This window comes from Shewanella xiamenensis, assembly GCF_024971755.1.
Taxonomy (GTDB): domain Bacteria; phylum Pseudomonadota; class Gammaproteobacteria; order Enterobacterales; family Shewanellaceae; genus Shewanella; species Shewanella xiamenensis.
On record NZ_CP079718.1, the window covers coordinates 1,608,209 to 1,634,301 of the forward strand.

General features: G+C 47.4%; 20 protein-coding genes and 5 tRNA genes. 23 read left to right on the forward strand and 2 right to left on the reverse strand.

From position 1 onward, the window contains the following. The first annotated feature begins 89 nt into the window (after positions 1 to 89). Together rlmD and relA are read left to right on the forward strand one after the other, a co-directional pair. A complete protein-coding gene (gene rlmD / locus KXJ80_RS08165) occupies positions 90 to 1,439 on the forward strand; it encodes a 23S rRNA (uracil(1939)-C(5))-methyltransferase RlmD (protein ID WP_218738136.1) in 1,350 nt (449 codons plus the stop codon). Between the two features lie 189 nt (positions 1,440 to 1,628). Then, positions 1,629 to 3,836 carry a GTP diphosphokinase gene (relA, locus tag KXJ80_RS08170; protein ID WP_218738137.1) on the forward strand — a complete coding sequence of 736 codons (2,208 nt, stop codon included), beginning with the start codon at positions 1,629 to 1,631 and terminating at the stop codon, positions 3,834 to 3,836. A 451-nt stretch (positions 3,837 to 4,287) separates the two neighbouring features. Here the strand turns inward: relA and KXJ80_RS08175 are convergent, their stop codons facing one another. After that, positions 4,288 to 4,497: a hypothetical protein gene (locus tag KXJ80_RS08175; RefSeq protein WP_047537043.1), complete on the reverse strand. Its 210-nt coding sequence runs from the start codon at positions 4,495 to 4,497 to the stop codon at positions 4,288 to 4,290. 1,066 nt (positions 4,498 to 5,563) lie between these two features. On the opposite strand from KXJ80_RS08175, the gene mazG reads away from it, so the two are divergent. From mazG to rpoS, 11 genes are all read left to right on the forward strand, one after another. Then, entirely contained in the window at positions 5,564 to 6,442 is an 879-nt protein-coding gene (gene mazG, locus KXJ80_RS08180) for a nucleoside triphosphate pyrophosphohydrolase (RefSeq protein WP_218738138.1), read from the forward strand. A 116-nt stretch (positions 6,443 to 6,558) separates the two neighbouring features. Next, positions 6,559 to 8,199 (forward strand): CTP synthase, encoded by a 1,641-nt coding sequence (gene pyrG / locus KXJ80_RS08185; RefSeq protein WP_218738139.1) that lies wholly within the window; start codon positions 6,559 to 6,561, stop codon positions 8,197 to 8,199. A gap of 213 nt (positions 8,200 to 8,412) precedes the next feature. Next, the gene (eno, locus tag KXJ80_RS08190; RefSeq protein WP_011621904.1) at positions 8,413 to 9,708 is read left to right on the forward strand and encodes a phosphopyruvate hydratase; all 1,296 of its coding nucleotides are present in this window, start codon (positions 8,413 to 8,415) and stop codon (positions 9,706 to 9,708) included. A gap of 100 nt (positions 9,709 to 9,808) precedes the next feature. Continuing rightward, on the forward strand, positions 9,809 to 10,108 hold the full coding sequence (gene ftsB, locus KXJ80_RS08195) for a cell division protein FtsB (protein WP_011625569.1): 300 nt from the start codon (positions 9,809 to 9,811) through the stop codon (positions 10,106 to 10,108). Between the two features lie 10 nt (positions 10,109 to 10,118). After that, the gene (gene ispD, locus KXJ80_RS08200) at positions 10,119 to 10,868 is read left to right on the forward strand and encodes a 2-C-methyl-D-erythritol 4-phosphate cytidylyltransferase (RefSeq protein WP_218738140.1); all 750 of its coding nucleotides are present in this window, start codon (positions 10,119 to 10,121) and stop codon (positions 10,866 to 10,868) included. A 51-nt stretch (positions 10,869 to 10,919) separates the two neighbouring features. Next, positions 10,920 to 11,399 (forward strand): 2-C-methyl-D-erythritol 2,4-cyclodiphosphate synthase, encoded by a 480-nt coding sequence (gene ispF / locus KXJ80_RS08205; protein WP_011621907.1) that lies wholly within the window; start codon positions 10,920 to 10,922, stop codon positions 11,397 to 11,399. Between the two features lie 29 nt (positions 11,400 to 11,428). Further along, the gene (gene truD, locus KXJ80_RS08210) at positions 11,429 to 12,556 is read left to right on the forward strand and encodes a tRNA pseudouridine(13) synthase TruD (protein WP_218738141.1); all 1,128 of its coding nucleotides are present in this window, start codon (positions 11,429 to 11,431) and stop codon (positions 12,554 to 12,556) included. Then, complete coding sequence (gene surE / locus KXJ80_RS08215) at positions 12,553 to 13,302, forward strand: 5'/3'-nucleotidase SurE (protein WP_218738142.1); 750 nt, start codon at positions 12,553 to 12,555, stop codon at positions 13,300 to 13,302. The genes truD and surE overlap by 4 nt, the downstream gene beginning before the upstream one ends. Continuing rightward, entirely contained in the window at positions 13,299 to 13,934 is a 636-nt protein-coding gene (locus KXJ80_RS08220) for a protein-L-isoaspartate(D-aspartate) O-methyltransferase (protein ID WP_203433109.1), read from the forward strand. Before surE ends, KXJ80_RS08220 begins: the two co-directional genes overlap by 4 nt. Before the next feature lie 59 nt (positions 13,935 to 13,993). Beyond that, positions 13,994 to 14,890 carry a peptidoglycan DD-metalloendopeptidase family protein gene (locus KXJ80_RS08225; protein ID WP_259474651.1) on the forward strand — a complete coding sequence of 299 codons (897 nt, stop codon included), beginning with the start codon at positions 13,994 to 13,996 and terminating at the stop codon, positions 14,888 to 14,890. Positions 14,891 to 14,971: 81 nt separating this feature from the next. After that, positions 14,972 to 15,952, forward strand: coding sequence for an RNA polymerase sigma factor RpoS (gene rpoS, locus KXJ80_RS08230; protein WP_218738144.1), 981 nt, complete (start codon positions 14,972 to 14,974; stop codon positions 15,950 to 15,952). An 81-nt stretch (positions 15,953 to 16,033) separates the two neighbouring features. Here the strand turns inward: rpoS and mutS are convergent, their stop codons facing one another. Beyond that, positions 16,034 to 18,604, reverse strand: a complete 2,571-nt coding sequence (mutS, locus tag KXJ80_RS08235; RefSeq protein ID WP_218738145.1) for a DNA mismatch repair protein MutS — start codon at positions 18,602 to 18,604, stop codon at positions 16,034 to 16,036. Positions 18,605 to 18,986: 382 nt separating this feature from the next. Here mutS and recA point away from each other — a divergent pair, with 382 nt between their 5' ends. The 10 genes from recA to KXJ80_RS08285 all read left to right on the forward strand — a co-directional run bounded on the left by recA (position 18,987) and on the right by KXJ80_RS08285 (position 26,070). Continuing rightward, on the forward strand, positions 18,987 to 20,060 hold the full coding sequence (recA, locus tag KXJ80_RS08240) for a recombinase RecA (protein WP_037420979.1): 1,074 nt from the start codon (positions 18,987 to 18,989) through the stop codon (positions 20,058 to 20,060). A 17-nt stretch (positions 20,061 to 20,077) separates the two neighbouring features. Further along, on the forward strand, positions 20,078 to 20,545 hold the full coding sequence (locus KXJ80_RS08245; RefSeq protein ID WP_373290347.1) for a regulatory protein RecX: 468 nt from the start codon (positions 20,078 to 20,080) through the stop codon (positions 20,543 to 20,545). 543 nt (positions 20,546 to 21,088) lie between these two features. Continuing rightward, a complete protein-coding gene (gene alaS, locus KXJ80_RS08250) occupies positions 21,089 to 23,713 on the forward strand; it encodes an alanine--tRNA ligase (protein WP_218738146.1) in 2,625 nt (874 codons plus the stop codon). 9 nt (positions 23,714 to 23,722) lie between these two features. After that, complete coding sequence (locus KXJ80_RS08255; RefSeq protein ID WP_218738147.1) at positions 23,723 to 24,979, forward strand: aspartate kinase; 1,257 nt, start codon at positions 23,723 to 23,725, stop codon at positions 24,977 to 24,979. Positions 24,980 to 25,097: 118 nt separating this feature from the next. Next, positions 25,098 to 25,295, forward strand: a complete 198-nt coding sequence (csrA, locus tag KXJ80_RS08260) for a carbon storage regulator CsrA (protein WP_006082602.1) — start codon at positions 25,098 to 25,100, stop codon at positions 25,293 to 25,295. A 203-nt stretch (positions 25,296 to 25,498) separates the two neighbouring features. After that, a tRNA-Ser gene (locus KXJ80_RS08265) sits at positions 25,499 to 25,590 on the forward strand. Between the two features lie 18 nt (positions 25,591 to 25,608). Then, positions 25,609 to 25,685, forward strand: a tRNA-Arg gene (locus KXJ80_RS08270). Between the two features lie 28 nt (positions 25,686 to 25,713). Then, positions 25,714 to 25,790: transfer RNA gene (locus KXJ80_RS08275), tRNA-Arg, on the forward strand. Between the two features lie 83 nt (positions 25,791 to 25,873). After that, positions 25,874 to 25,950: transfer RNA gene (locus tag KXJ80_RS08280), tRNA-Arg, on the forward strand. A 43-nt stretch (positions 25,951 to 25,993) separates the two neighbouring features. Continuing rightward, a tRNA-Arg gene (locus KXJ80_RS08285) sits at positions 25,994 to 26,070 on the forward strand. Positions 26,071 to 26,093 lie beyond the last annotated feature (23 nt).

Here is a 26,093-nt window from a genome sequence, read left to right on the forward strand (position 1 = left end):
GTTTCCTAAATTCTAGGGACGATATAATTTTATAAGACTGCCAGAAAAAGGGCGGTCTTTACCAGTTTTTTATTGATTTAGAGGCCGAAATGGCACAATTTTTTAAAGCAAAACCAAATAGTTCCAAGCAATTGTCCGCGAAGCAGTCCTTTAGCGTGCACCAGCTCGATCATCTAGGGGCTGGTATAGCACAACATCAGGGAAAAGTCGTATTTATCCCCGGCGCCTTGCCGAATGAAACTGTGCAGGCGCAGCTGACCGAACAAAAGAAAAACTATGCCCGAGCCAAGCTGATTAAAGTTGAGACGCCGAGCGCTGAGCGAGTCACGCCGCTATGCCCACATTACCGTAGCTGTGGTGGCTGCGATTTACAGCATATGTCATTAGCTGGCCAGCGCGAGCATAAGTCAGCGGCTCTGGTGGATATTATGGCAAAATTTGCTGGCGCCGAAGGCAAATCAGTGCCCGCATTAACGGGCGAAGGTTGGCACTATCGTCGCCGCGCCCGCCTTGCGACCCTATTTGATAAAAATACCAAGCAGTTGAGCCTAGGGTTTCGTGCCTCAAGCAGCAACCAAGTCGTGCCTATTGATAGCTGTTTAGTTTTGGCTAAGCCCTTAGCGGATTTAATCGCCCCGTTTGCTAAGTTGCTTAATCAACTATCAGCCAAATCGAGTCTTGGTCATTTAGAATTGATTGACGCCGACAACGGCCATTTTGCGGTAATTCGGATCACTAAATCCTTAAATGATAAGGACATGGCTAAGCTTGCGCAGTTTGCCGAGCAGCACCAAATCCATATTTGTTTGCAAGACAACAACGGCGAGTTCCATGGCGTCAATGGCACGCTGTTATTGCCTGTTTACCAGTTGCTCGATGATAAAGCCGATGCAACGCCTGTGAGCTTAACCTTTACCCCTGGCAACTTTGTGCAAGTCAACGCGCAAATTAACAAGGCCATGGTGGCGCAAGCGTTAGACTGGTTAGCACCGCAGCCGGGTGAGCGCATTCTCGATCTCTTCTGCGGTATGGGGAACTTCAGTTTGCCTTTAGCTAAACTGGGCGCCGAAGTGATTGGGGTTGAAGGGGTGCCAGAAATGGTTAGCCAAGCCCGTGAAAACGCGGCGGCAAATGGCTTAAACAATTTAACCTTTTACCATGGCGACTTAAGTGCCGATTTATCCTGTGAGCCTTGGATGGGCAAGATTGATAAATTGCTACTCGACCCTGCCCGCGCGGGGGCGTTTGAGAGTTTGCAATGGCTTAAGAAGATGAAACCTCGCCAAGTGGTTTATGTGTCTTGTAATCCGGCGAGCTTGGCCCGCGACAGTGCGGTGTTACTCGAACGTGGTTACAAGTTACAAAAGTTAGGCTTAATCGATATGTTCCCGCAGACACATCATATCGAAGCCATGGCGTTGTTTGAGCTTGCAAAATAAGTCTTGCAGGCTGGGCAAGGTTGCTTCACTTGCCCGCGTTATTCGAGTGTAAAGTAAGCAAAGCGTTTGAATAACGTAAAAAATGTGAAGTTTCGTCTCGTTGGGTTTGACAAGTCCGTGCCAATGCTGAAGATAGGAGTGCCGAGGTGGTGCCACTTTTCTCTGAGCACGAATAAGGAAATAAATTAGATGGTCTCTGTTCGCGAAGCGCACTTTAATGATCCCGATTTTCATCTTGAAGAGTGGGTGGCTCGCTATGTTAGTCATGTCGATGAGGCGCAAACCTTGCTCGCTCTGATTGAGCAGGTAGATGCTTTACCCGCTAAGAGTCCTGCCGCGAAAAGAGAACTGCTCGAACGTGCCCGAGAGATGATTGAAATCCTCGCGCCGCTGAATATGGATATCGAGACACTACAAGCGGCCATCCTGTTTGTGGTGTTTGATGCGGGCTTATTAAACGAAGAAGCGATCAAAGAAAAGTTTGGCGAATCCCTCGCGCGGTTAGTCGCCAGCGTGGTGACCATGAATGCTATTGGTGCGTTAAAAATCAATCCTAATAGCCGCTCAACCGAGCCGCAAATCGACAATATCCGCCGCATGTTGCTGGCGATGGTCGAAGACGTGCGCGCGGTGGTGATAAAACTGGCCGAGCGTGTTTGTTTGCTGCGCGCCGTGAAAAATGCCGACGAAGAAACCCGCGTCTTGCTGGCCCGCGAAATTGCCGATATCTATGCGCCGCTCGCTAACCGTTTGGGGATTGGTCAGTTAAAGTGGGAGTTAGAAGATATTTCCTTCCGTTATCTGCATCCAGATACCTACAAGGATATTGCGAAACAGCTAGACGGTAAGCGGTTAGACCGCGAAGTCTATATCGAAAAATTTGTCGAGCAGTTGCAGCAGCGCCTCGATGAGGATCATATCCGCGCTAAGGTTTATGGTCGTCCAAAACATATCTACAGTATTTGGCGCAAGATGAAGGGCAAACACCTCAAGTTTGATGAGTTGTTTGACGTGCGCGCCGTGCGGATTGTCACAGAGCGTTTGCAGGACTGTTATGGCGCCTTAGGGGTCGTGCACACGCTATGGCACCATATTCCACGCGAGTTCGACGACTACGTGGCCAACCCTAAACCTAACGGTTATCAATCTATCCATACTGTTGTTGTAGGCCCTGAGGGCAAGACCGTTGAAATTCAAATTCGTACCCAAGATATGCATGAAGATGCAGAGCTTGGGGTTGCCGCGCACTGGAAATACAAAGAGGGTAATCACTCCGGTAAACAGAGCGGCTACGAAGAAAAAATCAATTGGCTGCGTAAAATTCTGCAATGGCAGGAAGACGTGGTCGAAAGTGGCAACCTTGTCGAAGAAGTCCGCAGCCAAGTGTTTGAAGACAGAGTCTATGTCTTTACCCCAAGCGGTGAGGTTGTTGACTTGCCACTTGGCTCAACTGTGCTCGACTTTGCCTACTATATTCACTCGCAGGTTGGCCATAAGTGTATTGGCGCCAAGGTCGATGGCCGGATTGTGCCCTTTACTTATCAGGTTGAAACGGGCGAGCGCATTGAGATCATCACCTCGAAGCACCCCAATCCTAAGCGCGATTGGCTCAATCCAAACTTAGGTTATATCCGCACATCGCGGGCGCGCTCGAAAATTCAGCATTGGTTTAAGCAGCAAGACCGCGATAAAAACATTATCGCCGGTAAAGAAATGCTCGAAGCCGAGCTGGCGCGAGTGAGCCTTAAAATCAAAGATGCCGCCATTGCCGTTGAGCGCTTTAATATGGCGAGTATGGACGACTTGCTTGCGGCCATCGGCGGCGGGGATGTGCGTTTACATCAGGTCGTTAACCATATCCAAAGTAAGTTGCGCCTCGATGAGGCGAGCGAAGAAGATGCGGTTGAAGAATTAGTTAAGAAGAGCCAACCTAAATCTGGCACCAACAGCCGTGGGCAGGTGGAAGTGAATGGCGTGGGTAACTTACTCAGTCATATCGCCCGTTGCTGCCAGCCCGTGCCTGGGGATGAGATTTTAGGATTCATCACCAAAGGGCGCGGTATTTCGGTGCATCGCTCCGACTGCGAGCAGGTGAAAGAGTTAATGCGCGTTCACCCAGAACGTGGCGTCGATGTGGTTTGGGGCGAGAACTATTCAGGCGGTTATCGCATGCGCCTGCGCGTCTTGGCACATGATCGTAGCGGCTTATTGCGGGATCTCACCTCAGTACTCGCCGCCGAAAAGTCCAATGTACTCGCCATGAGCTCCTCATCGGATATTAAGAATCAGACGGCAGCCATTGAGCTGGAATTAGAGCTATATAATCTCGATGGCTTATCGCGGGTGTTATCTAAGCTCTCCCAAGTCGATAGCGTGATAGAAGCAAGACGGCTTTAAGGTTAGCAATACCTTTCGAAGCGATTAGCCTCGAAATTAGCTTTGATAAGAGATATAGATAGGGGGGGCGGGAGGCTGTTCACCATTCTGAGCAATGGCATTTGCTCTCCGACGCGCAGCGAGTCCGTCCTTGGATGCTCGACCGCCCCGTCTGATGTGAATGGATTCACGAATGCCGCGGTGGCATGGATGCCAAAGAGCGGCCGTGGGCGGACGGTCGTCTCGCAAATCACCATTGCTCAGCTTCCTAGCATCGTTGTTGGCTGTAGGTTTCAAAGAGACACACAGCATGCTTTGGGACAAAAGCGTGTTAGATCCCCAACATTAATTTTTGAGTTTCGGATTAAAATTTCTATGGGTTTAACGCTTTGCTAATGGGCTGCCGCAGCGCAGCGTAGGCAGTCCAGTGGAGGCCACGCTTTTTGTGGCCGGAACGAAATTAAGCAACTTGTTAGGTATCATTCGGCTTGTCAAACCAATGACTAGGTATATTTTTACCCAAAATTAACAAGCTAACTCCTTGCTTGAAGGACCATTTTTTATAAAGGCAAATCAAATAAATTACAAAACACAAACTAAAAATAAAATCCAAGAACATGATAGATAAGAGTAAATAATCAAATGAGTCCAAACTTGCACCTGGAGTACCTGGAGCGTCCATGTCCACTCCTAAAAAATCGGCAACCCAATTACTTATGTAATACGTTGGTATGCTTGAAATCACTATAGCTAAGCAAGTAAACAGGGTTCCGTAAACATGATAACGAACCTTTAAATTTGAATAATTCTCGAAGCTCACGTCATATACCTAACATTTTATTCGTGCGCATGCGCGTTTACCTCGTTGGACCAGTAAAAACGCGTACGGTTAACTATCTGTATGTAAAGAACTTATCAGCTTTCTGCCTAATACACCATCTGGAAAAACGCACATGCGCGTTTTCCAAGCCTATTAACTAAAAGTCAGCTACTATAGTTACCTGATTTTATAGAGTTTTATTTTTTGCAGATAGAATTAATGGGCACTGATATTGTCTTCAAATCACTCCCCAATAACTAAATTTAAATACGACTGTATACCCATAGTTAGCCGCTTTACAGTAGGGACAAACATAGGCTGATATATGAGAATTTGTCGGGCAACAGGAGTGGAAATTTTCGTTTGAGCTAATGAGCCTAAACACACAATGGGGCATTAGCTTTTTAGCCAAATGAACCGTTCAATGGTCGTTAAGATTGGCATTGTTGCAACAGTGACCGTTGGCGACATGGATGTCGCCGTCGAGCCTATAGGGACATATTCACGGCGTGTCACTGGGGAAAGAATGGCAATTCATCCTACACACCTGACGACAAACTTTTCTTGCTTTGGTGCATAAGCTTTTTAGATGAAGGAACCGCTAGAGGGATAGTTAAGATTGGCATTGTTGCAACAGTGACCGTTGGCGGCATGGATGCCGCCGTCGAGTCCTCAGGAATGAGTTTATGGCGTGTCACTGGGGAGACAATGACAATTCATCCTACACACCTGACGACATACTTATCTAGTTTTAGGGCATATCCTCTTCGTTAAAACCTAATACCAGACTCAAAATAGCACTTTGAGCTTGGCTACTTTATCATTAGCGCTTTATTGCCCTTATTACGGCCTTAGTTGCGACTCAGCTTGAGTGTATTCCTGTTTACGCATCCTGCACCTGTGTCGACTCTCTTGAAAGGATATCTGCATGACTTCCCATACCACGCCTTCTATTACTGAGCTTTCAGCAACAGCACTTTCTGCAACCGATGTTGCGCCGCTACTGAAGATTATGGAGAAGCTGCGCGATCCGCAAACGGGTTGTCCTTGGGATAAGGCGCAGACCTTTCAAACCATAGTGCCTTTTACCCTCGAAGAGGCCTATGAGGTGGCTGACACGATTGAACGTTTAGCCCTAGACGAATTGCCCGATGAGCTGGGGGATTTATTATTCCAAGTGGTGTTTTATTGCCAGCTAGGCAAAGAGCAGGGCAGGTTTGATTTCAGCACCGTCGTCAATAAAATCACCGACAAACTCACCCGTCGTCATCCCCACGTGTTTGGTAATGAAGTGTTTGAGGCCGATGCCAGTAGTCAGCAAATGAAAGCCAATTGGGAAGCGATCAAAGCCAGCGAGCGTGAACAAAAGGCATTGGCGGCTGGGGTGACTTCACCAAGTGAGGTTTCTGTGCTTGATGATATTCCGCGTGCGCAGCCGGCGTTATCCCGTTCTATCAAAATTCAGCAGCGGGTCGCACGCGTTGGGTTCGATTGGCCTGAGCTTGAGCCCGTTGTCGCAAAAATCCATGAAGAAATTGATGAAGTGCTGGCGGAGGTGAATCAGCCAACACTCGACCAAACCAAAGTGCAGGCCGAAATGGGCGACTTATTATTTGCAGTGGTGAATTTGGCGCGTCATTTAAAGGTGGACCCAGAACAAGCGCTGCGCCAAGCCAATGTTAAATTTGAACGCCGTTTTAAAGGTGTAGAGGCATTTGCAAGACAAAATAATAAAGCATTAGAAGAACATAGCTTAGAAGAGTTAGATGCCTACTGGGATAAGGTTAAACAGGGCGAGCCAAGATAAAGGGCAAATTATCCGGATTGGTGTTTGTCGAATGGCAACACCTTTGGTATACTACTGCCCCGTCCTAGTGCTTTCTTACAAGCACGTATTTTCAAACTCATTTTCTCAGGTTCAGCATGACTACAAGGTATATCTTCGTTACTGGTGGTGTGGTTTCATCACTAGGTAAAGGCATTGCAGCCGCTTCATTAGCCGCAATTTTAGAGGCCCGTGGTCTCAATGTAACCATCATGAAACTGGACCCATACATTAACGTTGATCCAGGTACCATGAGCCCAACGCAACATGGTGAAGTGTTTGTGACTGAGGACGGCGCAGAAACAGACCTTGACCTAGGCCACTATGAGCGTTTCATCCGCACTAAGATGAACCGTCGTAACAACTTCACCACTGGCCGTATTTACGAAGAAGTATTACGTAAAGAACGTCGCGGTGACTATTTAGGTGCGACAATTCAGGTGATCCCACATATCACTAACGCGATCAAAGAAAAAGTGATTGCAGGTGGTGAAGGTCACGATGTGGCTATCGTTGAAATCGGCGGTACTGTGGGTGATATCGAATCACTGCCATTCCTTGAGTCTATCCGCCAATTAGGCGTTGAACTGGGCCGCGATCGTACTCTGTTTATGCATTTAACCTTAGTGCCATTCCTTGGCGCTGCGGGTGAAGTGAAAACGAAACCGACTCAACATTCAGTGAAAGAATTGCGTTCTATCGGTATTGCACCGGATGTGCTGATCTGCCGTGGCGATCGCGCGATTCCTGCCAACGAGCGTGCGAAGATTTCATTATTCTGTAACGTTGAAGAACGTGCGGTTATTTCATTAAAAGACGTCGACAGCATCTACAAGATCCCAGCGCTGCTGCGCTCACAGGGCTTAGATGACTTAGTCGTTAAGCGTTTTGGCTTAGAATGCCGCGAAGCTGACTTGTCTGAGTGGGAAAACGTCATTTACCAAGAAGCCAATCCAAACGGCGAAGTCGTGATTGGTATGGTGGGTAAATACATCGAACTGCCAGACGCCTATAAGTCAGTCAACGAAGCATTAAAGCATGCGGGTCTGAAGAACCGTGTATCTGTGAGCATCAAGTATATCGACTCACAAACCGTAGAAGCCAAAGGCGATGAAGTCTTACAAGGTTTAGACGGTATCTTAGTCCCAGGTGGCTTCGGTGAGCGCGGTGTGGAAGGTAAGATTCTGGCGGCTAAATTTGCCCGTGAAAACAACCTGCCATACTTTGGTATCTGTTTAGGTATGCAAGTGGCACTGATTGAATTTGCCCGTAACGTTGCAGGCATGGCCGATGCTCACTCAACCGAATTCAACAAAGCAACGCCATTCCCAGTGGTTGGCTTAATCACTGAATGGGTTGACGAAGAAGGTAATGTTGAACAACGCCATGAAGCCTCTGACTTAGGTGGCACTATGCGTTTAGGTGCGCAGTTATGTCACCTACTTGAAGGTTCAAAAGCGGCGCAAGCGTACAAAGGTAACACTTGTGTTGAGCGTCACCGTCACCGTTACGAAGTGAACAACAAGTACAGAGAACGTTTAGAGCAAGCGGGTCTGGTATTTAGTGGTTTATCTTCTGATCGTAAATTGGTTGAGATGATTGAGCTGAAAGATCATCCTTGGTTTGTAGCGGGTCAATTCCACCCAGAATTCACTTCGACCCCACGCGATGGTCATCCATTGTTCGAAGGTTTCGTTGCTGCCGCAAGTGCACATCAAAAACGTGATCTGAAGAAATAAATTTTAAGGCCGGACCCGCGACAGTGGGCCCGGCCTTTTGTTACACTCAGGCCGCGTAATCATGAGTCAAAACTCATACCCATGTGTATAAACGACATGCGTATAGACGGAAATAGTAAACGGAATTTAAAGATTTTGGTCGTACTCTACATCTGTTAATTCCCATTGGTATTGGTTTTTTCTTTTCTCTTTTAAACTTAAATCGAGGGTAATATGGCTAAGATTATTAACGTGATTGGTCGCGAGATTATGGATTCTCGTGGTAACCCAACAGTTGAAGCCGAAGTGCATTTAGAAGGTGGTTTTATCGGTATGGCGGCTGCGCCATCTGGTGCATCTACTGGTAGCCGCGAAGCGCTGGAACTGCGTGATGGCGACAAGAGCCGTTACTTAGGTAAAGGTGTATTGACTGCTGTGGCTAACGTAAACGGCCCTATCCGTGCGGCGTTAATCGGTAAAGATGCGACTGCACAGGCTGAGCTTGATCAAATCATGATCGACTTAGACGGCACTGAAAACAAAGACAAGTTAGGCGCTAACGCGATTCTGGCTGTGTCTTTAGCGGCGGCTAAAGCGGCTGCAGCATTCAAAGGCATGCCTCTATACGCTCACATTGCGGAATTAAACGGTACTCCCGGCCAATACGCTATGCCAGTGCCTATGATGAACATCCTCAACGGTGGTGAACACGCGGATAACAACGTTGATATCCAAGAATTTATGGTTCAACCTGTTGGCGCGAAAAACTTCCGCGAAGCTTTACGCATGGGCGCTGAGATTTTCCACACCCTGAAGAAAGTACTGCACGGTAAAGGTTTAAGCACTTCTGTGGGTGACGAAGGTGGTTTCGCACCTAACCTGTCTTCTAACGCTGATGCATTAGCGGTAATCAAAGAAGCTGTTGAATTAGCAGGTTATAAGCTGGGTACCGACGTGACTCTGGCATTAGACTGCGCTGCTTCTGAGTTCTACAAAGACGGTAAATATGACCTGTCTGGCGAAGGCAAAGTATTCGATTCAAACGGTTTCTCTGACTTCCTGAAATCATTGACTGAACAATATCCAATCGTCTCTATCGAAGACGGTCTGGACGAGTCAGATTGGGATGGTTGGGCATACCAAACTAAGATCATGGGTGACAAGATCCAATTAGTGGGCGACGATTTATTCGTAACTAACACTAAGATCTTAACCCGTGGTATCGAGAACGGCATCGCAAACTCAATCCTGATCAAGTTCAACCAAATCGGTTCATTAACTGAAACCTTAGCGGCTATCCGTATGGCAAAAGCAGCGGGTTACACTGCGGTTATTTCACACCGTAGCGGTGAAACTGAAGACGCGACTATCGCTGATTTAGCGGTAGGTACTGCGGCTGGCCAAATCAAAACCGGTTCACTGTGCCGTTCTGACCGTGTGGCTAAATACAACCAATTGCTGCGTATCGAAGAGCAATTAGGTGAAAAAGCGCCATACCGCGGTTTGAAAGAAATCAAAGGTCAGGCGTAATTTAGTCGTCTGATGTAAAAAGGCCACCACTTGGTGGCCTTTTTTGTTGTACTATCTGCAGTATATTTTTTTAATTCAAGATACTGACGCTAATTCCTCCATGAAATTCTTTGTCATTGCACTCATAGTGCTTCTCGGTTTGCTGCAATATCGGCTGTGGTCGGGCGATAACAGCCTGCCCGAATACTTTGTTCTGCAAAAACAGATCGCGGCTCAGCAAGAAGGTAATGCAAAACTCAATGAGCGTAATCAAGTACTTAAAGAGGAAATTATCGACCTTAAGAGTGGTACTGAAGCGATTGAAGAGCGGGCGCGTAACGAGCTAGGCATGGTGAAAGAAGGCGAAACCTTCTATCGCGTGGTGGGCGGTGATCGTTCAGTATCGAGTCCCTCGCAGTAACGGAGCGCCTATGGATACCGTATTAGAGGCCGCGCCGCAGGTCGAAACCCAAATTGCAGTTCAAATTGATCCTTTCTCGCACCATGTGGTGGCGATTGTGCCCGCCGCGGGGATTGGTAGCCGCATGGGCGCAGGCAAACCCAAGCAATATTTAACCTTGCTGGGGCAAAGCATTCTGGCCCATACCTTAGACAAGTTATTGTCCCATCCGCAAATTAACCAAGTGATTGTGGCGCTGCATCCTGAGGATACCGAGTTTGCTGCGTTGCCTCAGGCCAAGCATCCCAAGCTGGTAACTGTCATTGGCGGCTCTGAGCGCGCCGACTCGGTGCTGGCGGCACTCGATAAGGCGCCTGATAATGGTTGGGCTTTAGTTCACGATGCGGCCAGACCCTGCCTGACTGCGCAAGACATAGATAAATTGTTGGCATCGCGGGTGCACTTTCCCCAAGGGGCGATTTTGGCTATGCCTGTCCGGGATACCATGAAGCGCGCCAATAGCTTAGGTGAAATTAGCTCGACTGTTTGCCGCGATAATCTCTGGCATGCGTTGACGCCGCAGTTATTCCCAACCACCTTGTTGCGATTACATTTAAAAGCCGCGCTTGCCGCGGGGGCAGTCGTGACCGATGAGGCCTCGGCGATGGAGTGGGCGGGCATTTCGCCAGGTTTAGTCGCGGGGCGGGCGGATAACATTAAAGTCACTCATCCCGATGATTTGGAGTTGGCAGAGCTTTTTTTACTGCGCGCGAATGCTTGAAGCCAAGCAGAGTGAATTGCGCAATCTATTAAATACGTTAGGAAATAAGTAATGAAAATCCGAATCGGCCATGGTTTTGATGTCCATAAATTTGGTGAAGCGCGCCCGTTAATTTTATGTGGGGTCGAAGTCCCCTACGAAACTGGGCTGGTGGCTCATTCCGACGGTGATGTGGTGTTGCATGCCATCTCCGATGCCATTCTAGGGGCGATGGCCCTTGGGGATATTGGTAAACATTTCCCTGATACCGATGCCGCCTATAAGGGCGCCGATAGTCGCGTCTTGCTGCGCCATTGTTATGCCTTAGCGCGGGCGAAGGGATTTGAGCTGGGTAATCTGGATGTCACTATCATTGCACAGGCACCTAAGATGGCGCCGCATATCGAGGATATGCGCCAAGTGCTGGCGGCCGATCTTAATGCTGACATTGCCGATATCAACGTCAAGGCCACCACCACTGAAAAACTCGGGTTTACCGGCCGTAAAGAAGGCATTGCGGTTGAAGCCGTTGTATTACTCAGCCGCCAATAGCCTGAAACTTTAAGAGATAAGAAAGACCCATGAGCGAACTACATTACCTGTACGGCAAACCGACGGCCACTGCCGATTTAAGAACCGTTAACAGCGACTTTATCGTGAAAGAGATTTTGCCTTTTAGCCCGTCGGGCGAGGGCGAGCATCATTTAGTCCACATTCGTAAGGATGGGCTAAACACGGTGCAAGTGGCTGAAATGCTAGCGAAGTTCGCTAAGGTTCATCCGAAAGAAGTGACCTATGCCGGACAAAAAGATAAAAATGCCATCACAGAACAGTGGTTTGGCATTCGTATCCCAGGTAAAGAAACCCCCGCGTGGAGCGAGCTAAACAGCGAGCGCTTAACCATATTATCCAGTAGTCGGCACAGTAAAAAACTGCGTATTGGCGCGCTCTTGGGCAACCGTTTTATTCTAACCCTGCGTAATGTCACAAACGTGGAAGACATTATCAGCCGCATCGAAAAAGTCAGCCAAATTGGTGTGCCTAACTATTTTGGTGAGCAGCGTTTCGGCCACGATGGTAAAAACCTCGTGATGGGACGGCAAATGCTGGCGGGCAAAAAGGTGAAAGACCGTAATAAGCGCAGCATGTACCTGTCTGCGGTGCGTTCCAATCTGTTTAATACCGTTGTCTCCTATCGTTTGGCTAATCATGGCACTAAACCCTTAGCGGGGGATTGCGTGATGCTGGCGGGCAGTAAGAGTTTTTTCGTCACGCCAGAATGGGACTTAGTGGTATTAAAACGCTTGATTGAGAAGGATATTCAGCTTTCTGCGCCACTCTGGGGCCGCGGGAAAATGCTGCCGCAGGGCGAAGCCGCCGAGGTTGAAACCCTCGCCATGGCAGAGCTGAGCGAAGATTGCTACGGCCTTGAGCACGCGGGGCTTGAGCAGGAGCGTCGCCCATTGCTACTCGAACCTCAAGGCCTTAAATACGAGCAAACTGCAGATGGATTATTGCTCGAATTTATCTTACCTGCGGGCAGCTTTGCGACATCGCTGTTAAGAGAGCTAGTTGATTATCAAGATGTGAAAGAGCTGCAATGGCAAGCGACAGTCTCGCCAGAAGCTAATGCTGCAACAGAGAGTCAGACGGCAGAGCTCAATACACCCGAAACCAGTGCGCCAGAGCCTGATGAGTCCGCTTCATGATCCGCATCTTAGTCAGTAATGATGATGGTGTGAATGCGCCGGGGATCAGAGCCTTAACCGAGGCGCTTGCCGAAATCGCCACTGTGATGACGGTCGCGCCCGATCGCAATTGTTCCGGTGCAAGTAACTCTTTAACCTTGACTAACCCATTAAGAATTAATAGGTTAGATAATGGTTATATTTCGGTTCACGGTACACCCACGGATTGCGTTCACTTAGCCATACGTGAGCTTTGTGATGGTGAGCCGGATATGGTGGTATCGGGCATCAATGCTGGCGCGAATATGGGGGATGACACTTTATATTCGGGCACAGTAGCGGCGGCGATGGAGGGGCGGTTTTTAGGTTTCCCCGCAGTAGCGATTTCGCTTAATGGCAAAGCCTTTAAGCATTATCACACTGCCGCCGTTTACGCGCGGCGAATCGTGCAGGGGCTATTAGCGCACCCGATTGCCAGTGATCAGATCCTCAATATCAACGTGCCGGATTTACCGTTGGATGAGATTAAAGGCATAAGAGTGACGCGCCTTGGAGCGCGGCATAAAGCTGAAGGCATTGTGCGTACGCAAGATCCCGCAGGACGAGAAATTTTTTGGCTCGGCCCACCGGGTGTTGAACAAGATGCGAGTGAAGGTACCGATTTCCATGCCATTGCTCATGGTTATGTGTCGATCACTCCGTTAACCGTAGACTTGACCGCGTATAAACAGTTATCGATATTGCAAAATTGGGTAGATAAAATATGACTCGAGTTGCCTTAACATCGGCGGTGAATTTAGCGAAAAAGCTTCAGGATGCAGGGATCCGCAATCCAGCCGTGCTTAAGGCAATATCCTTTACCCCACGCGAATTGTTTCTTGATAATGCGTTAGCCCATAAAGCCTATGAGAATACAGCCTTACCTATTGGCCAAGGGCAAACCATTTCTCAGCCTTATATCGTCGCGCGAATGACTGAGTTACTGCTTCAACATAAACCCCATAAGGTGCTTGAAGTCGGAACGGGCTCAGGTTATCAAGCGGCGATTCTCGCCCAATTAGTACCAGAGCTTTGCACTGTGGAACGTATAAAGACGTTACAGATCCAAGCAAGGCAAAGATTAAAGCGGCTCGATCTGCATAATGTTTCCTTTAAGTATGGCGATGGCTGGCAGGGCTGGCAGAATCGTAGTCCCTATAATGGCATTATGGTCACCGCAGCTGCTGCAAAGGTTCCTGAAGCGTTATTATCCCAGTTAGCCGAAGGCGGCGTATTAATTATCCCCGTGGGGGAAGAAACGCAGCAATTGATGCGGATTACGCGTCACTTGGATAGTTTTAGTTCTGAAGTGATAGAGACAGTCAAATTTGTTCCTTTAGTAAATGGTGAGCTTGCATAGCGCGTTTATCGATTTATAAATTACTAAAACAGTAAGATAGCCCCAAAAAGGAGTTTTTATTGTTGAATGCGGGTTTACTTTTAAACCTCAGTTTACTGTTGTTGCTTGCGGGCTGTAGCTTTCAGGCGAGTCGCCCCGCACCTGTCGAAAGTCTTTCCCACAATTATTCAAAGCACAACAAAGGCAATATTAAATCTAATTCATATAAAGTTAAGAAAGGCGACACTCTTTACTCTATTTCTTGGGCTGCAGGCAAAGATTACGCCGAAATTGCTAAAATTAATCAATTAGATAAATCGTATACCATCTATCCTGGTCAGGTTTTGTATTTAACATATGACCATAATCAAAATAGCAAATCTTCTACGACTTTAGGTGGAATTAATTCGGCAAGCAAAGGTGGGTATCAGCATAATCAAAATAAAAAACAATCAGTTAGTGATGATTTTCCTCAGAATTCTGTATCTAGTGAAACACCGAAAAAAACACTTGATCAGAAAGCAAAGCCTGCGTATTCTGCAACAAGTTCCCAACAAAAAATTAACCCTTCAATAATTGCTCCGACATCGACACTACCCGATAGTGTAAGCCAGTGGCAATGGCCTGTAAGAGGTAAATTGATAGGAACATACTCTGCCAATGAGCAGGGAAATAAAGGTATTAAGATCGCAGGAAAACGTGGAGATATCATCAAAGCTGCAGCAGATGGGCGGGTGGTATACGCAGGTAGTGCGCTTAGGGGGTATGGTAATTTAGTCATTATTAAGCATAGTGACGATTACCTTAGTGCTTATGCTCATGCGGATCAGATCTTAGTCGACGAAAAGCAACATGTCCTCGCTGGACAGACGATTGCTAAAATGGGTAGTACAGGTACTAATCAAGTAATGTTACGTTTTGAAATTCGTTACCATGGTCAGTCTGTTAACCCACTCAACTACTTACCTAAGCAATGATTGTTTAGGGCCTTGTTTTGGCATGGAGGATAATAAATTGCAGTAATACAAGCAGTTAAATTAGGTTTGGGAGATTCGATCATGAGCCGCATAAATAGCACTGCCGTAGAAGAACTAGTAGATTTTTCCGTTGATGCCGCAGAGTTTGATCTCGATAAAGAGGATATCGCCGCTGATTTAGTTCAAGAATTAGGACTCGAACAACAGGTTCAAGATGACCTGCAAAAAAATCTTGATGCCACACAACTCTATTTAGGTGAAATAGGGTATTCCCCACTGCTTAGTGCAGAAGAAGAAGTTTACTTTTCCCGTAAAGCCTTAAAAGGCTGCGAAAAATCCCGTAACCGCATGATCGAAAGCAACCTGCGACTCGTGGTTAAAATTGCCCGTCGTTACAATAATCGTGGTCTTGCGCTGCTGGATTTAATCGAAGAGGGTAATCTTGGTTTGATACGTGCTGTCGAGAAATTCGACCCAGAAAGAGGTTTCCGTTTCTCAACCTATGCGACTTGGTGGATCAGACAAACCATCGAACGTGCAATCATGAACCAAACTCGCACAATTCGCTTGCCTATCCATGTAGTAAAAGAGCTTAACGTATATTTACGTACGGCTCGGGAATTAGCGCAAAAACTTGACCATGAACCTACGGCAGAGGAAATTGCCGAAAAATTGCAAGTCTCCAGTGTTGACGTCAGCCGTATGCTGAAACTCAACGAGAAGATCACTTCTGTCGATATTCCCTTAGGTGGCGATAACGACAAGGCGTTACTCGATGTGCTTGCTGATGACGATAACGTAGGTCCAGACTTTAAAGTACAAGACGAAGACATCTCTAACTCAGTTGTGAAGTGGTTAAATGAACTTAATACCAAGCAAAGAGAAGTGTTAGCGCGACGCTTTGGGTTATTGGGTTACGAGCCATCAACTCTTGAAGATGTTGGCGCTGAAATTGGTCTCACCCGTGAACGTGTGCGCCAAATCCAAGTGGAAGCCTTAAAACGCATGCGCGATTTGCTGGGGGCGCAAGGGCTATCTGTAGAGGCTTTATTTAGAAACTAATGCTTAAGGTTGTTTAATCAACCCATAAAAACGCCCATTTTGTGGGCGTTTTTATTATTAAGTTACGATGAACAAAGCTATTTAACTCAAGCGTTTAAGCTCATAGAGTAAATCCAGTGCCTGTTTTGGGGTCAGGTTATCTGGATTGATGGCTTTTAACTTGCTTATGGCCGGATTCTCCACTGGCTCCGGCAGGGCTAACAAGGTTTGAATCGGTGCCTTTGTGCCCTCTACTTGATGGTCGCGACTCTCAAGCTGATGTAGTTTATGTTTTGCCGCCTTAATCACCCGAGCTGGTACACCAGCAAGGGCCGCAACTTGTAAACCGTAACTCTTACTGGCCGCACCTTCTTGCACCGCGTGCATAAAGGCGATGGTGTCTTCGTGCTCAATCGCATCGAGGTGCACGTTATAGACGCCAGCCATGAGTTCCGGTAACTGTGTTAACTCGAAATAATGGGTCGCAAACAGCGTCATCGCGCCGACTTGCTGTGCTAAATACTCAGCCGCAGACCAGGCTAATGACAGGCCATCGTAGGTTGATGTGCCGCGACCAATTTCATCCATCAAGACTAAACTCTGCGCAGTGGCATTATGGAGAATATTGGCCGTTTCAGTCATTTCCACCATAAAGGTTGAACGGCCTGAGGCGAGATCGTCTGAGGCACCAATACGGGTAAAAATTCGATCGATAGGACCAATAATGGCGCGATCAGCTGGCACAAAGCTGCCAATGTGTGCCATTAGGGTGATCAGTGCAACTTGACGCATATAGGTCGATTTACCGCCCATGTTTGGACCTGTAACAATCAACATCCGGCGTTGATTGTGCAGAGTGACAGGGTTGGCGATAAAAGGCGTTTGACTCACACGCTCAACCACAGGGTGACGACCCGCTTCAATTTTTACCCCGATTTCGCTGCTCAGTTCTGGGCAGGTATATCCTAAGGTTTCGGCACGTTCGGCAAAGTTACTGAGCACATCGAGTTCGGCTGCTGCTCTGGCAAAGGCTTGTAGCTCATGCAATTTGGGGAGGATTAAATCAAACAATTCGTCCCACAGTTGTTTTTCAAGAGCGAGCGCCTTACCTTGGCTCGACAGCACTTTTTCTTCATATTCCTTAAGCTCGGGCGTGATATAACGCTCCATATTCTTAAGGGTTTGACGGCGTTGGTAATTTAATGGCACTTGCTGTGATTGCAGACGGCTGACTTCAATATAGTAACCATGGACTCGGTTGTAGCCTACCTTCAGCGTGGCAATGCCAGTGCGTTCTTTTTCCCGCGCTTCGAGTTGTACTAGATAATCGCTGGCACCTTCACTTAAGCCACGCCATTCATCTAACTCGGCATTGTAGCCTTCACGGATCACGCCGCCATCACGGATAAGCATGGGCGGGTTATCGACAATGGCGCGCTCAAGCAGTTGTTGCTCTTCGGGAAACTCACCTAAGAGCTGGCCTAGCTTCACCGTATGGGGGGCACTTAACTGTGCTAATGATTGCTGCAATTGAGGCAATAGGTTTAATGCTTGGCGTAGTCGGGCAAAATCCCGTGGACGAGCGGTACGAAGCGCCAGTCTTGCCATGATACGTTCAATATCTCCTAGAGCTTTAAGCTGCTCATGCAATGACTCATGGGCTGCGGTCGCGAGCAACTCACTGACCGCCGTTTGGCGAGCAAAAATCTGTGCATGGTCCCTCAACGGCTGATGGATCCAGCGTTGTAACATACGGCTGCCCATGGCTGTGGCAGTATTGTCGAGCACGGCTGCTAGGGTGTTATCCCGACCACCACTCAAATTTTGTGTCAGCTCGAGGTTACGGCGCGTTGCCGCATCCAAGACAATCGTATCGGTTTGATTAAAACGGGTAATAGCATTGATATGGGGTAGGGCGGTGCGCTGGGTGTCTTTTACGTACTGCATCAAGCAGCCTGCCGCTTGCAGCGATAGGCGAGCATCGGTTATACCGAAACCGTGTAAATCCTTAGTGCCAAACTGGGCCAACAGCAGTTTGATACTGGTATCGTAATCAAATTCCCACTCAGGGCGGCGACGTTTGCCTTTAAAATGATGCAATAACTCCAGTGCACCAAAATCTTCGCTATAAAGAATTTCGACCGGATTCGTACGTTGCAATTCGGCTTCGAGGGACTCTTTTGTCTCTAATTCGGCAATCACGAAACGGCCAGAAGACACATCAAGAGTCGCATAGCCAAAGCCCACTTTGCCTTGATAAACCGCGGCCAACAGATTGTCTTGCCGCTCCTGCAATAGCGCTTCATCGGTTAAGGTTCCTGGGGTGACAATGCGTACGACTTTGCGCTCAACCGGACCTTTTGAGGTGGCAGGATCGCCAATCTGTTCACAAATCGCAACCGATTGGCCAATTTGAACCAATTTTGCGAGATAGCCTTCAACTGCATGGTAAGGGATACCCGCCATCGGGATCGGGTCGCCACCACTTTTGCCTCGGGCCGTAAGGGAAATGCCCAATAATTCAGAGGCTCGTTTGGCGTCATCATAGAAGAGTTCATAGAAGTCACCCATACGATAAAACAGCAGCATGTCGTGATGCTCTGCTTTCATGGTCAAATATTGACGCATCATCGGGGTATGTTTTTCTAAATCATCGGTATCTATAGGATTCATTAAATCGTTATCGTCCGCTATGCCGGCCCTGAAATAGGGAATAAAGTCATACAGTAATGGGAGATAAAATCAGTTGATTTGCACTATTACTGTCTAAAATCAATTGGCGCCAATCTTAGCAACAATTTACAGAAAATTGATCCTCAAAGCGTGGATATTCACTGATATCTTGATAAATCTGCAGGATGGGTGGGTAAAAGCTTGTCTAAAAGGGAAAATTTTAAGGTATAAAAATAATTCATTCACAGGTATTGATACTGTATGATTGTACAGTATACTAGTCAGCAGATTACGACAAAGAGCCTCGCTTTTTGATCACCCGCTTTATTAAATTGAATATCACTTTTGACAGTACTGATGCTGTCTAGATGAGGGAACAGGAATGAAGGTCGATCCAAACAAAGAGAAAGCACTTGCTGCGGTATTGAGCCAAATTGAGAAGCAATTTGGTAAAGGCTCCATCATGAAGCTGGGCGAAGACCGCTCTATGGATGTCGAGACCATTTCTACTGGCTCACTTTCCCTTGACGTCGCCTTAGGGGCTGGCGGTTTACCAATGGGCCGTATTGTTGAGATTTATGGTCCTGAATCATCAGGTAAGACAACGCTGACATTAGAAGTGATTGCCGCTGCTCAGCGCGAAGGTAAAACCTGTGCCTTTATCGATGCTGAGCACGCTCTCGATCCTATCTACGCGAAAAAGTTAGGTGTAGATATTGATAACTTATTGTGTTCACAACCCGATACCGGTGAACAAGCTCTTGAGATCTGTGATGCGTTAACCCGTTCTGGCGCGGTAGATGTGATCATCGTTGACTCAGTCGCGGCATTAACACCCAAGGCAGAAATTGAGGGCGAAATCGGTGACTCACACATGGGCTTAGCGGCGCGTATGATGAGTCAAGCGATGCGTAAGTTAGCGGGTAACCTCAAGCAATCGAATACACTGTTAATCTTCATCAACCAAATTCGTATGAAGATTGGTGTGATGTTTGGTAACCCAGAAACCACAACGGGTGGTAATGCTCTGAAATTCTATGCTTCTGTTCGTTTAGATATTCGCCGTACTGGTGCTATCAAAGAAGGCGATGAAGTGGTTGGTAACGAGACTCGTGTCAAAGTGGTTAAAAACAAAGTGGCTGCACCATTTAAGCAAGCTGAGTTTCAAATCCTTTACGGTCAAGGTATCAACCGTACTGGCGAGTTAGTCGATTTAGGGGTAGCCCATAAACTGATTGAGAAAGCTGGTGCTTGGTATAGCTACAAGGGCGATAAAATTGGTCAAGGCCGTGCCAATGCGGGTAAATATTTGACTGAAAACCCAGCCATTGCCGCTGAAATCGATAAGACATTGCGTGAGTTATTATTGAGTAACCCAAGTGCACTGGCATCATCAGCATCCGATGATGATAATATCGAGGGGAATATTGATTTAGAAACAGGCGAAGTATTCTGAGCCAGTCTGCCCGTCAAATTGCGGTCGCGCTGTTAGCGCGCCGCGATTATTCCCGCCAAGAAATCCGCACAAAACTGCTCGAAAAAGGCTTTGAGGTCGCTGATATCGATCCTGTGCTTGATGATTGTGAAGCGTCAGGATTTATCAATGATAAGCGCTATGCCGAGCTTCTCGTTCGAAGCCACATTGCCCGTGGTCATGGACCAATTCGCATTCGTCAAGCTATTGCTCAAAAGGGGCTGACTAAAGATTGTATCGAAGCTGCCTTATCTGCAAATGAGCATGATTGGTTTGAGTTGGCAAAAGCGAAAGCCATCAAAAAGTATACGGTCCCTAAAGTGCTTGAAGTAAAAGGCTCACTATCCCGCGAGCAAATTGCAAAAGAAAAAGCCAAACGAGTACGGTTTTTACTGAGCCAAGGCTTTAATTACGAACAAGTCACCTATGCCTTAGATTATGATCCTTTGGAAGATAATGATGACTAGGGCGTGTTGACGTGTCAGGGTTATTTTTGCAGCAGTTTGGCTGGGTTTTCTGCCGCGTTATCGTCCGTTTATGTAGAATAACTACACTGCACTGACTTTGCCTTGCATAAAAGCCAGCCAAATGCTGCCTAAAGTGTTCGTCTGGCAAGCCTTTGCTCTTTGTCACTAGTCATTTGAGTAGAATAACTACACATCATTCCTCGTTTCGCGAGCACGAACTTGCCAGAACTAACAAAATTTAATCTCGAAACGTCAACACGCCCTAATGTAATCATATAAACTTGCCCTGGTAAGTTTGTGCTTATCATTCTTAACTCAGTTCATCTCCCTCACAGAATTAGTCCTTTTTCACCACTTTCATCTTGGGTTGTTGTGATAAGCCCTGTATTAGATGAAAACTCATCGAAAATATTAGACTCCGAAGCGTGATATCGCTATTCAAGGCTGGTCGTCTTTCTTCAGTCTGCTTATAATGCTGGGCAAATAGAAATACGGCTACCTTATGGTGTAGCTGGTCATGCTTACCCAATTCAGGACGATTTCATGTATCAAACGACAGCAGCGCTTAGAAGTGCTTTCCTCGAATTTTTCCGCAGCAATGGTCACCAAGTTGTGGACAGTAGCTCTCTTGTACCAGGCAACGATCCCACACTGTTATTCACCAACGCCGGTATGAACCAGTTCAAGGACGTGTTTCTTGGCATGGACAAACGTAGCTATACACGTGCGACCACTGCCCAACGCTGCGTCCGTGCGGGTGGTAAACACAACGATTTAGATAACGTTGGTTACACCGCTCGTCACCATACTTTCTTCGAAATGCTGGGTAACTTCAGCTTTGGTGATTATTTCAAAGAAGATGCGATTCGTTTTGGTTGGACCTTCCTGACCGAAGTATTAAAGCTACCGAAGGAACGTCTGTGTGTAACTGTTTACCAAACGGACGATGAAGCCTTTGAAATTTGGAATAAAAAAATTGGTGTTGCCGCTGAAAACATCATTCGCATCGGCGACAACAAGGGCGCGCCATTCGCTTCAGATAACTTCTGGCAAATGGGTGATACAGGTCCTTGTGGCCCTTGTACCGAAATTTTCTACGATCACGGCGATCATATTTGGGGCGGACGCCCTGGTAGCCCAGAAGAAGATGGCGACCGTTTCATCGAAATCTGGAACATCGTATTCATGCAATACAATCGCCAAGCCTCTGGTGAAATGTTGCCGCTGCCAAAACCCTCTGTTGATACCGGTATGGGTATCGAGCGTATCGCTGCGATTATGCAAGGCGTGCATTCAAACTACGAAATCGATATTTTCCGCGCCTTGATTGCCAAAGCGGCTGAAATCATCGGCGTGACTGATTTATCTAACAAGTCGCTGCGCGTTATTGCCGACCATATCCGTTCATGCGCCTTCTTAGTTGCCGATGGTGTGATGCCATCAAACGAAGGTCGTGGCTATGTACTGCGCCGTATTATTCGCCGCGCAGTGCGTCATGGTAACAAGTTAGGTGCAACCGAAGCCTTCTTCTACAAGTTAGTTCCGACGCTAATCGAAGTGATGGGCGATGCCGCTAAAGGTCTTGCCGATACCCAAGTGATTGTTGAAAAAGCCCTTAAAGCGGAAGAAGAACAGTTTGCCCGTACGCTTGAGCGTGGTTTAGGTATCCTAGATAGCGCGTTAAACGAATTGCAGGGCGATACCTTAGACGGTGAAACTGTCTTTAAACTGTACGATACCTATGGCTTCCCAGTGGATTTAACCGCCGACGTATGCCGTGAGCGCAACATTATCGTCGATGAAGCTGGCTTCGAAGTGGCGATGGCTGAGCAACGTAGCCGCGCTCAAGCCGCGGGTAACTTCGGCGCCGATTACAACGCAGCACTGAAAATTGATGCTGAAACTGCATTCTGTGGTTACTCAGAACTCACTGGCAATGCCAAAGTCACAGCACTTTACCTAAACGGTGAGTCAGTGCCTGCAATCAATGCGGGTGATGATGCCGTAGTGGTGCTCGATGTGACGCCATTCTATGCAGAATCGGGCGGCCAAGTCGGCGACAAGGGCGTATTAGTGGCTCAAGGTATTGAGTTCGCTGTTAACGATACGCAAAAGTTTGGTCAAGCCTCTGGCCACAAAGGGACGTTAACGGCTGGCAGCCTAAGCGTTGGTCAAGTACTCGAAGCGAAAGTAGATAAGAAACTGCGCCACCGTACTCAGTTAAACCACTCTGTGACTCACTTATTACATGCTGCACTGCGTCAAGTATTAGGCACTCACGTTACTCAAAAAGGTTCGTTAGTTGACCCTGAGCGTTTACGTTTCGACTTCTCTCATTTCGAAGCGGTCAAGCCTGCTGAATTGAAACAGGTTGAAGAGTTAGTCAACACCCAAATTCGCCGTAACCATGAGCTGAAAGTCGCTGAAATGGCGATTGATGAAGCCAAAGAAAAAGGCGCGATGGCACTCTTTGGTGAGAAATATGATGCCGAGGTGCGAGTTGTCACTATGGGCGATTTCTCTATCGAGCTGTGTGGTGGTACTCACGTTGGCCGTACCGGTGACATTGGTCTATTCAAAATAACCTCTGAAGGCGGTATTGCTGCGGGCGTTCGCCGTATCGAAGCGGTAACCGGCGCTGCGGCGATGGCCTATGTGGCACAGCAACAAGCGCAACTTGAAGAAGCAGCAGTACTGCTGAAAGGCGATACTCAATCTGTTGTGGCTAAGCTGAAAGCGCAACTGGATAAAATGAAGCAACTTGAAAAAGATATGCAGCAACTAAAAGATAAGTTAGCTGCGGCAGCGAGTGCGGATTTAGCCGGTGATGCGGTTGTGGTTAATGGCGTAAATGTGCTGATTAAGAAGCTTGAAGGCGTTGAAGCAGGTGCACTGCGTGGTCTGCAAGATGAGTTAAAGCAGAAGCTGAAATCCACCGTTATCCTGCTTGGTGTGGCTCAAGAAGGCAAAGTGAACCTAATTGCGGGTGTAAGCAACGACTTAGTCGGTAAAGTGAAGGCCGGTGAACTGGTTGCTATGGTTGCTGCGCAGGTGGGTGGTAAAGGCGGTGGTCGCCCTGATATGGCCCAAGCGGGTGGTAGCCAACCAGAAAATCTGGATGCGGCACTGTCTCAAGTATTACCTTGGATTACTGAGCGTTTAGCTTAAGAGGTTGCTGTGCTCGAAAAACGAAAGCTTAGTGGTAGCAAGCTTTTTGTGAAGAAGTTTGGTGGCACTTCGGTGGGTTCGATTGAACGCATCGAAGTGGTTGCCGAGCAAATTGCAAAGTCCGCTCACAATGGTGAGCAGCAGGTCTTGGTGCTGTCTGCGATGGCAGGGGAGACCAACAGACTATTTGCGCTTGCGGCGCAAATCGATCCCCGCGCAAGTGCGCGGGAACTCGATATGCTGGTCTCTACGGGAGAGCAAATCAGTATTGCGTTAATGGCGATGGCGTTACAACGTCGCGGCATTAACGCAAGATCCCTGACTGGTGATCAAGTGCAAATTCATACAAACAGTCAGTTTGGTCGGGCGAGTATTGAGCGTGTCGATACGGCATACTTAACCTCGTTGCTAAACGATGGCATTGTGCCGATTGTGGCTGGCTTTCAAGGTATCGATCCCAATGGTGATGTAACAACCTTAGGGCGCGGTGGTTCAGATACTACGGCAGTGGCACTCGCAGCGGCGTTAAAAGCCGATGAATGCCAAATCTTTACCGATGTGCCCGGTGTATTTACGACCGATCCAAATATCGATAGTAGTGCCAGACGCCTCGATGTGATTGGTTTTGATGTGATGCTAGAAATGGCAAAACTCGGCGCTAAGGTGTTGCATCCCGACTCGGTTGAGTACGCACAACGTTTTAAAGTGCCACTGCGTGTATTGTCGAGCTTTGAGGCGGGCCATGGGACATTAATCCAATTTGGTGATGAGTCCGAGCTGGCGATGGCAGCATCTGTGCAAGGTATTGCGATTAATAAGGCGCTCGCGACCTTAACCATAAAAGGGTTATTTACCAGCAGTGAGCATTATCAAGCACTGTTAGCTTGCTTGGCACGGCTTGAGATTGATGTTGAGTTTATTACCCCGCTCAAACTCAATGAAACTTCGGCAGCCGAATGTGTCAGTTTTATGCTGGCCGAAGCCAAGGTGGATATTTTATTGCATGAGCTAGAGCTTTTAAGTGAAAGTCTTGATCTAGGCCAATTGATTGTTGAGCGCCAACGTGCAAAAGTGTCTTTAGTTGGCAAAGGTTTACAGGCAAAAGTTGGATTATTGACTAAGATGTTAGATGTATTGGGTAATGAAACAATCCATGCTAAGTTACTTTCGACATCGGAGAGTAAATTGTCAACTGTGATCGATGAAAGGGACTTACACAAGGCGGTTCGGGCGCTACATCACGCTTTCGAACTAAATAAGGTGTAATTAAATAACCGTTTGAGTATTGAATACTATTAATTTGTACTCAGCTGACCCTATAATAAGCCCATCTACCGGATGAGTGCCGTGTGTAAGCTGAATTAAGACATAAAGGAGCTATCGAATGCTGATTTTGACTCGTCGTGTTGGCGAAACACTGATGATTGGTGATGAAGTCACTGTTACAGTGCTAGGGGTAAAAGGCAATCAAGTGCGTATTGGTGTGAATGCACCGAAAGAGGTTTCTGTCCACCGTGAAGAGATCTACCAACGCATTCAATCTGAAAAATCAGGTACACCTTCAGAAGGTGGTAACTTTTAATACGGCGTTTATGCGAGTATTAACGACATAGAAGAGTCAGTTTTTTAACTGGCTTTTTTATTTTTGGAACCGAAAGATTGGCGCAAATCAACACATTGGATTGATATAACAGCAATGTGATTAAAAACGCTTCAAACAGAAGTTGTTTCAGAAAAAGGGTTTGACTTATTTTCGTCAAACAGTAATATGTGCGCCAAGAAAACGGAGAGGTGGCCGAGTGGCCGAAGGCGCTCCCCTGCTAAGGGAGTATGGGCTTTATCTCCCATCGAGGGTTCGAATCCCTCCTTCTCCGCCATTTCTTACCGATAAAAGTGCGCGTGTAGCTCAGCTGGATAGAGTACCTGGCTACGAACCAGGCGGTCGGAGGTTCGAATCCTTCCACGCGCACCATTTTATTGAAGCAAGATAGATACAAGTCGCGCATGTAGCTCAGCTGGATAGAGTACCTGGCTACGAACCAGGCGGTCGGAGGTTCGACTCCTTCCATGCGCACCATCTCTGCATTAGTTATCTTTAACTCATCAGGTTTGAATTTCAGACGAAATTTTGTAGTTAGTGCTTCAAGTAAGTGTTTTTAAGCGCGTGTAGCTCAGCTGGATAGAGTACCTGGCTACGAACCAGGCGGTCGGAGGTTCGAATCCTTCCACGCGCACCATATTCAATCTTAATGCGAATGTGTTGAGATAACAGTTAAAAATGCGCATGTAGCTCAGCTGGATAGAGTACCTGGCTACGAACCAGGCGGTCGGAGGTTCGACTCCTTCCATGCGCACCAATTCGCAGGCAAAGCATTAGCTT

Coding starts and splice junctions, on each gene's coding strand:
- eno (WP_011621904.1), top strand. CDS start 8,413: ATGGCTAAGATTATTAACGTGATTGGTCGCGAGATTATGGATTCTCGT.
- pyrG (WP_218738139.1), top strand. CDS start 6,559: ATGACTACAAGGTATATCTTCGTTACTGGTGGTGTGGTTTCATCACTA.
- ispF (WP_011621907.1), top strand. CDS start 10,920: ATGAAAATCCGAATCGGCCATGGTTTTGATGTCCATAAATTTGGTGAA.
- alaS (WP_218738146.1), top strand. CDS start 21,089: ATGTATCAAACGACAGCAGCGCTTAGAAGTGCTTTCCTCGAATTTTTC.
- ftsB (WP_011625569.1), top strand. CDS start 9,809: ATGAAATTCTTTGTCATTGCACTCATAGTGCTTCTCGGTTTGCTGCAA.
- recA (WP_037420979.1), top strand. CDS start 18,987: ATGAAGGTCGATCCAAACAAAGAGAAAGCACTTGCTGCGGTATTGAGC.
- truD (WP_218738141.1), top strand. CDS start 11,429: ATGAGCGAACTACATTACCTGTACGGCAAACCGACGGCCACTGCCGAT.
- mazG (WP_218738138.1), top strand. CDS start 5,564: ATGACTTCCCATACCACGCCTTCTATTACTGAGCTTTCAGCAACAGCA.
- KXJ80_RS08220 (WP_203433109.1), top strand. CDS start 13,299: ATGACTCGAGTTGCCTTAACATCGGCGGTGAATTTAGCGAAAAAGCTT.
- surE (WP_218738142.1), top strand. CDS start 12,553: ATGATCCGCATCTTAGTCAGTAATGATGATGGTGTGAATGCGCCGGGG.
- relA (WP_218738137.1), top strand. CDS start 1,629: ATGGTCTCTGTTCGCGAAGCGCACTTTAATGATCCCGATTTTCATCTT.
- csrA (WP_006082602.1), top strand. CDS start 25,098: ATGCTGATTTTGACTCGTCGTGTTGGCGAAACACTGATGATTGGTGAT.
- rpoS (WP_218738144.1), top strand. CDS start 14,972: ATGAGCCGCATAAATAGCACTGCCGTAGAAGAACTAGTAGATTTTTCC.
- mutS (WP_218738145.1), bottom strand. CDS start 18,604: ATGAATCCTATAGATACCGATGATTTAGAAAAACATACCCCGATGATG.
- KXJ80_RS08175 (WP_047537043.1), bottom strand. CDS start 4,497: ATGGACGCTCCAGGTACTCCAGGTGCAAGTTTGGACTCATTTGATTAT.
- rlmD (WP_218738136.1), top strand. CDS start 90: ATGGCACAATTTTTTAAAGCAAAACCAAATAGTTCCAAGCAATTGTCC.
- ispD (WP_218738140.1), top strand. CDS start 10,119: ATGGATACCGTATTAGAGGCCGCGCCGCAGGTCGAAACCCAAATTGCA.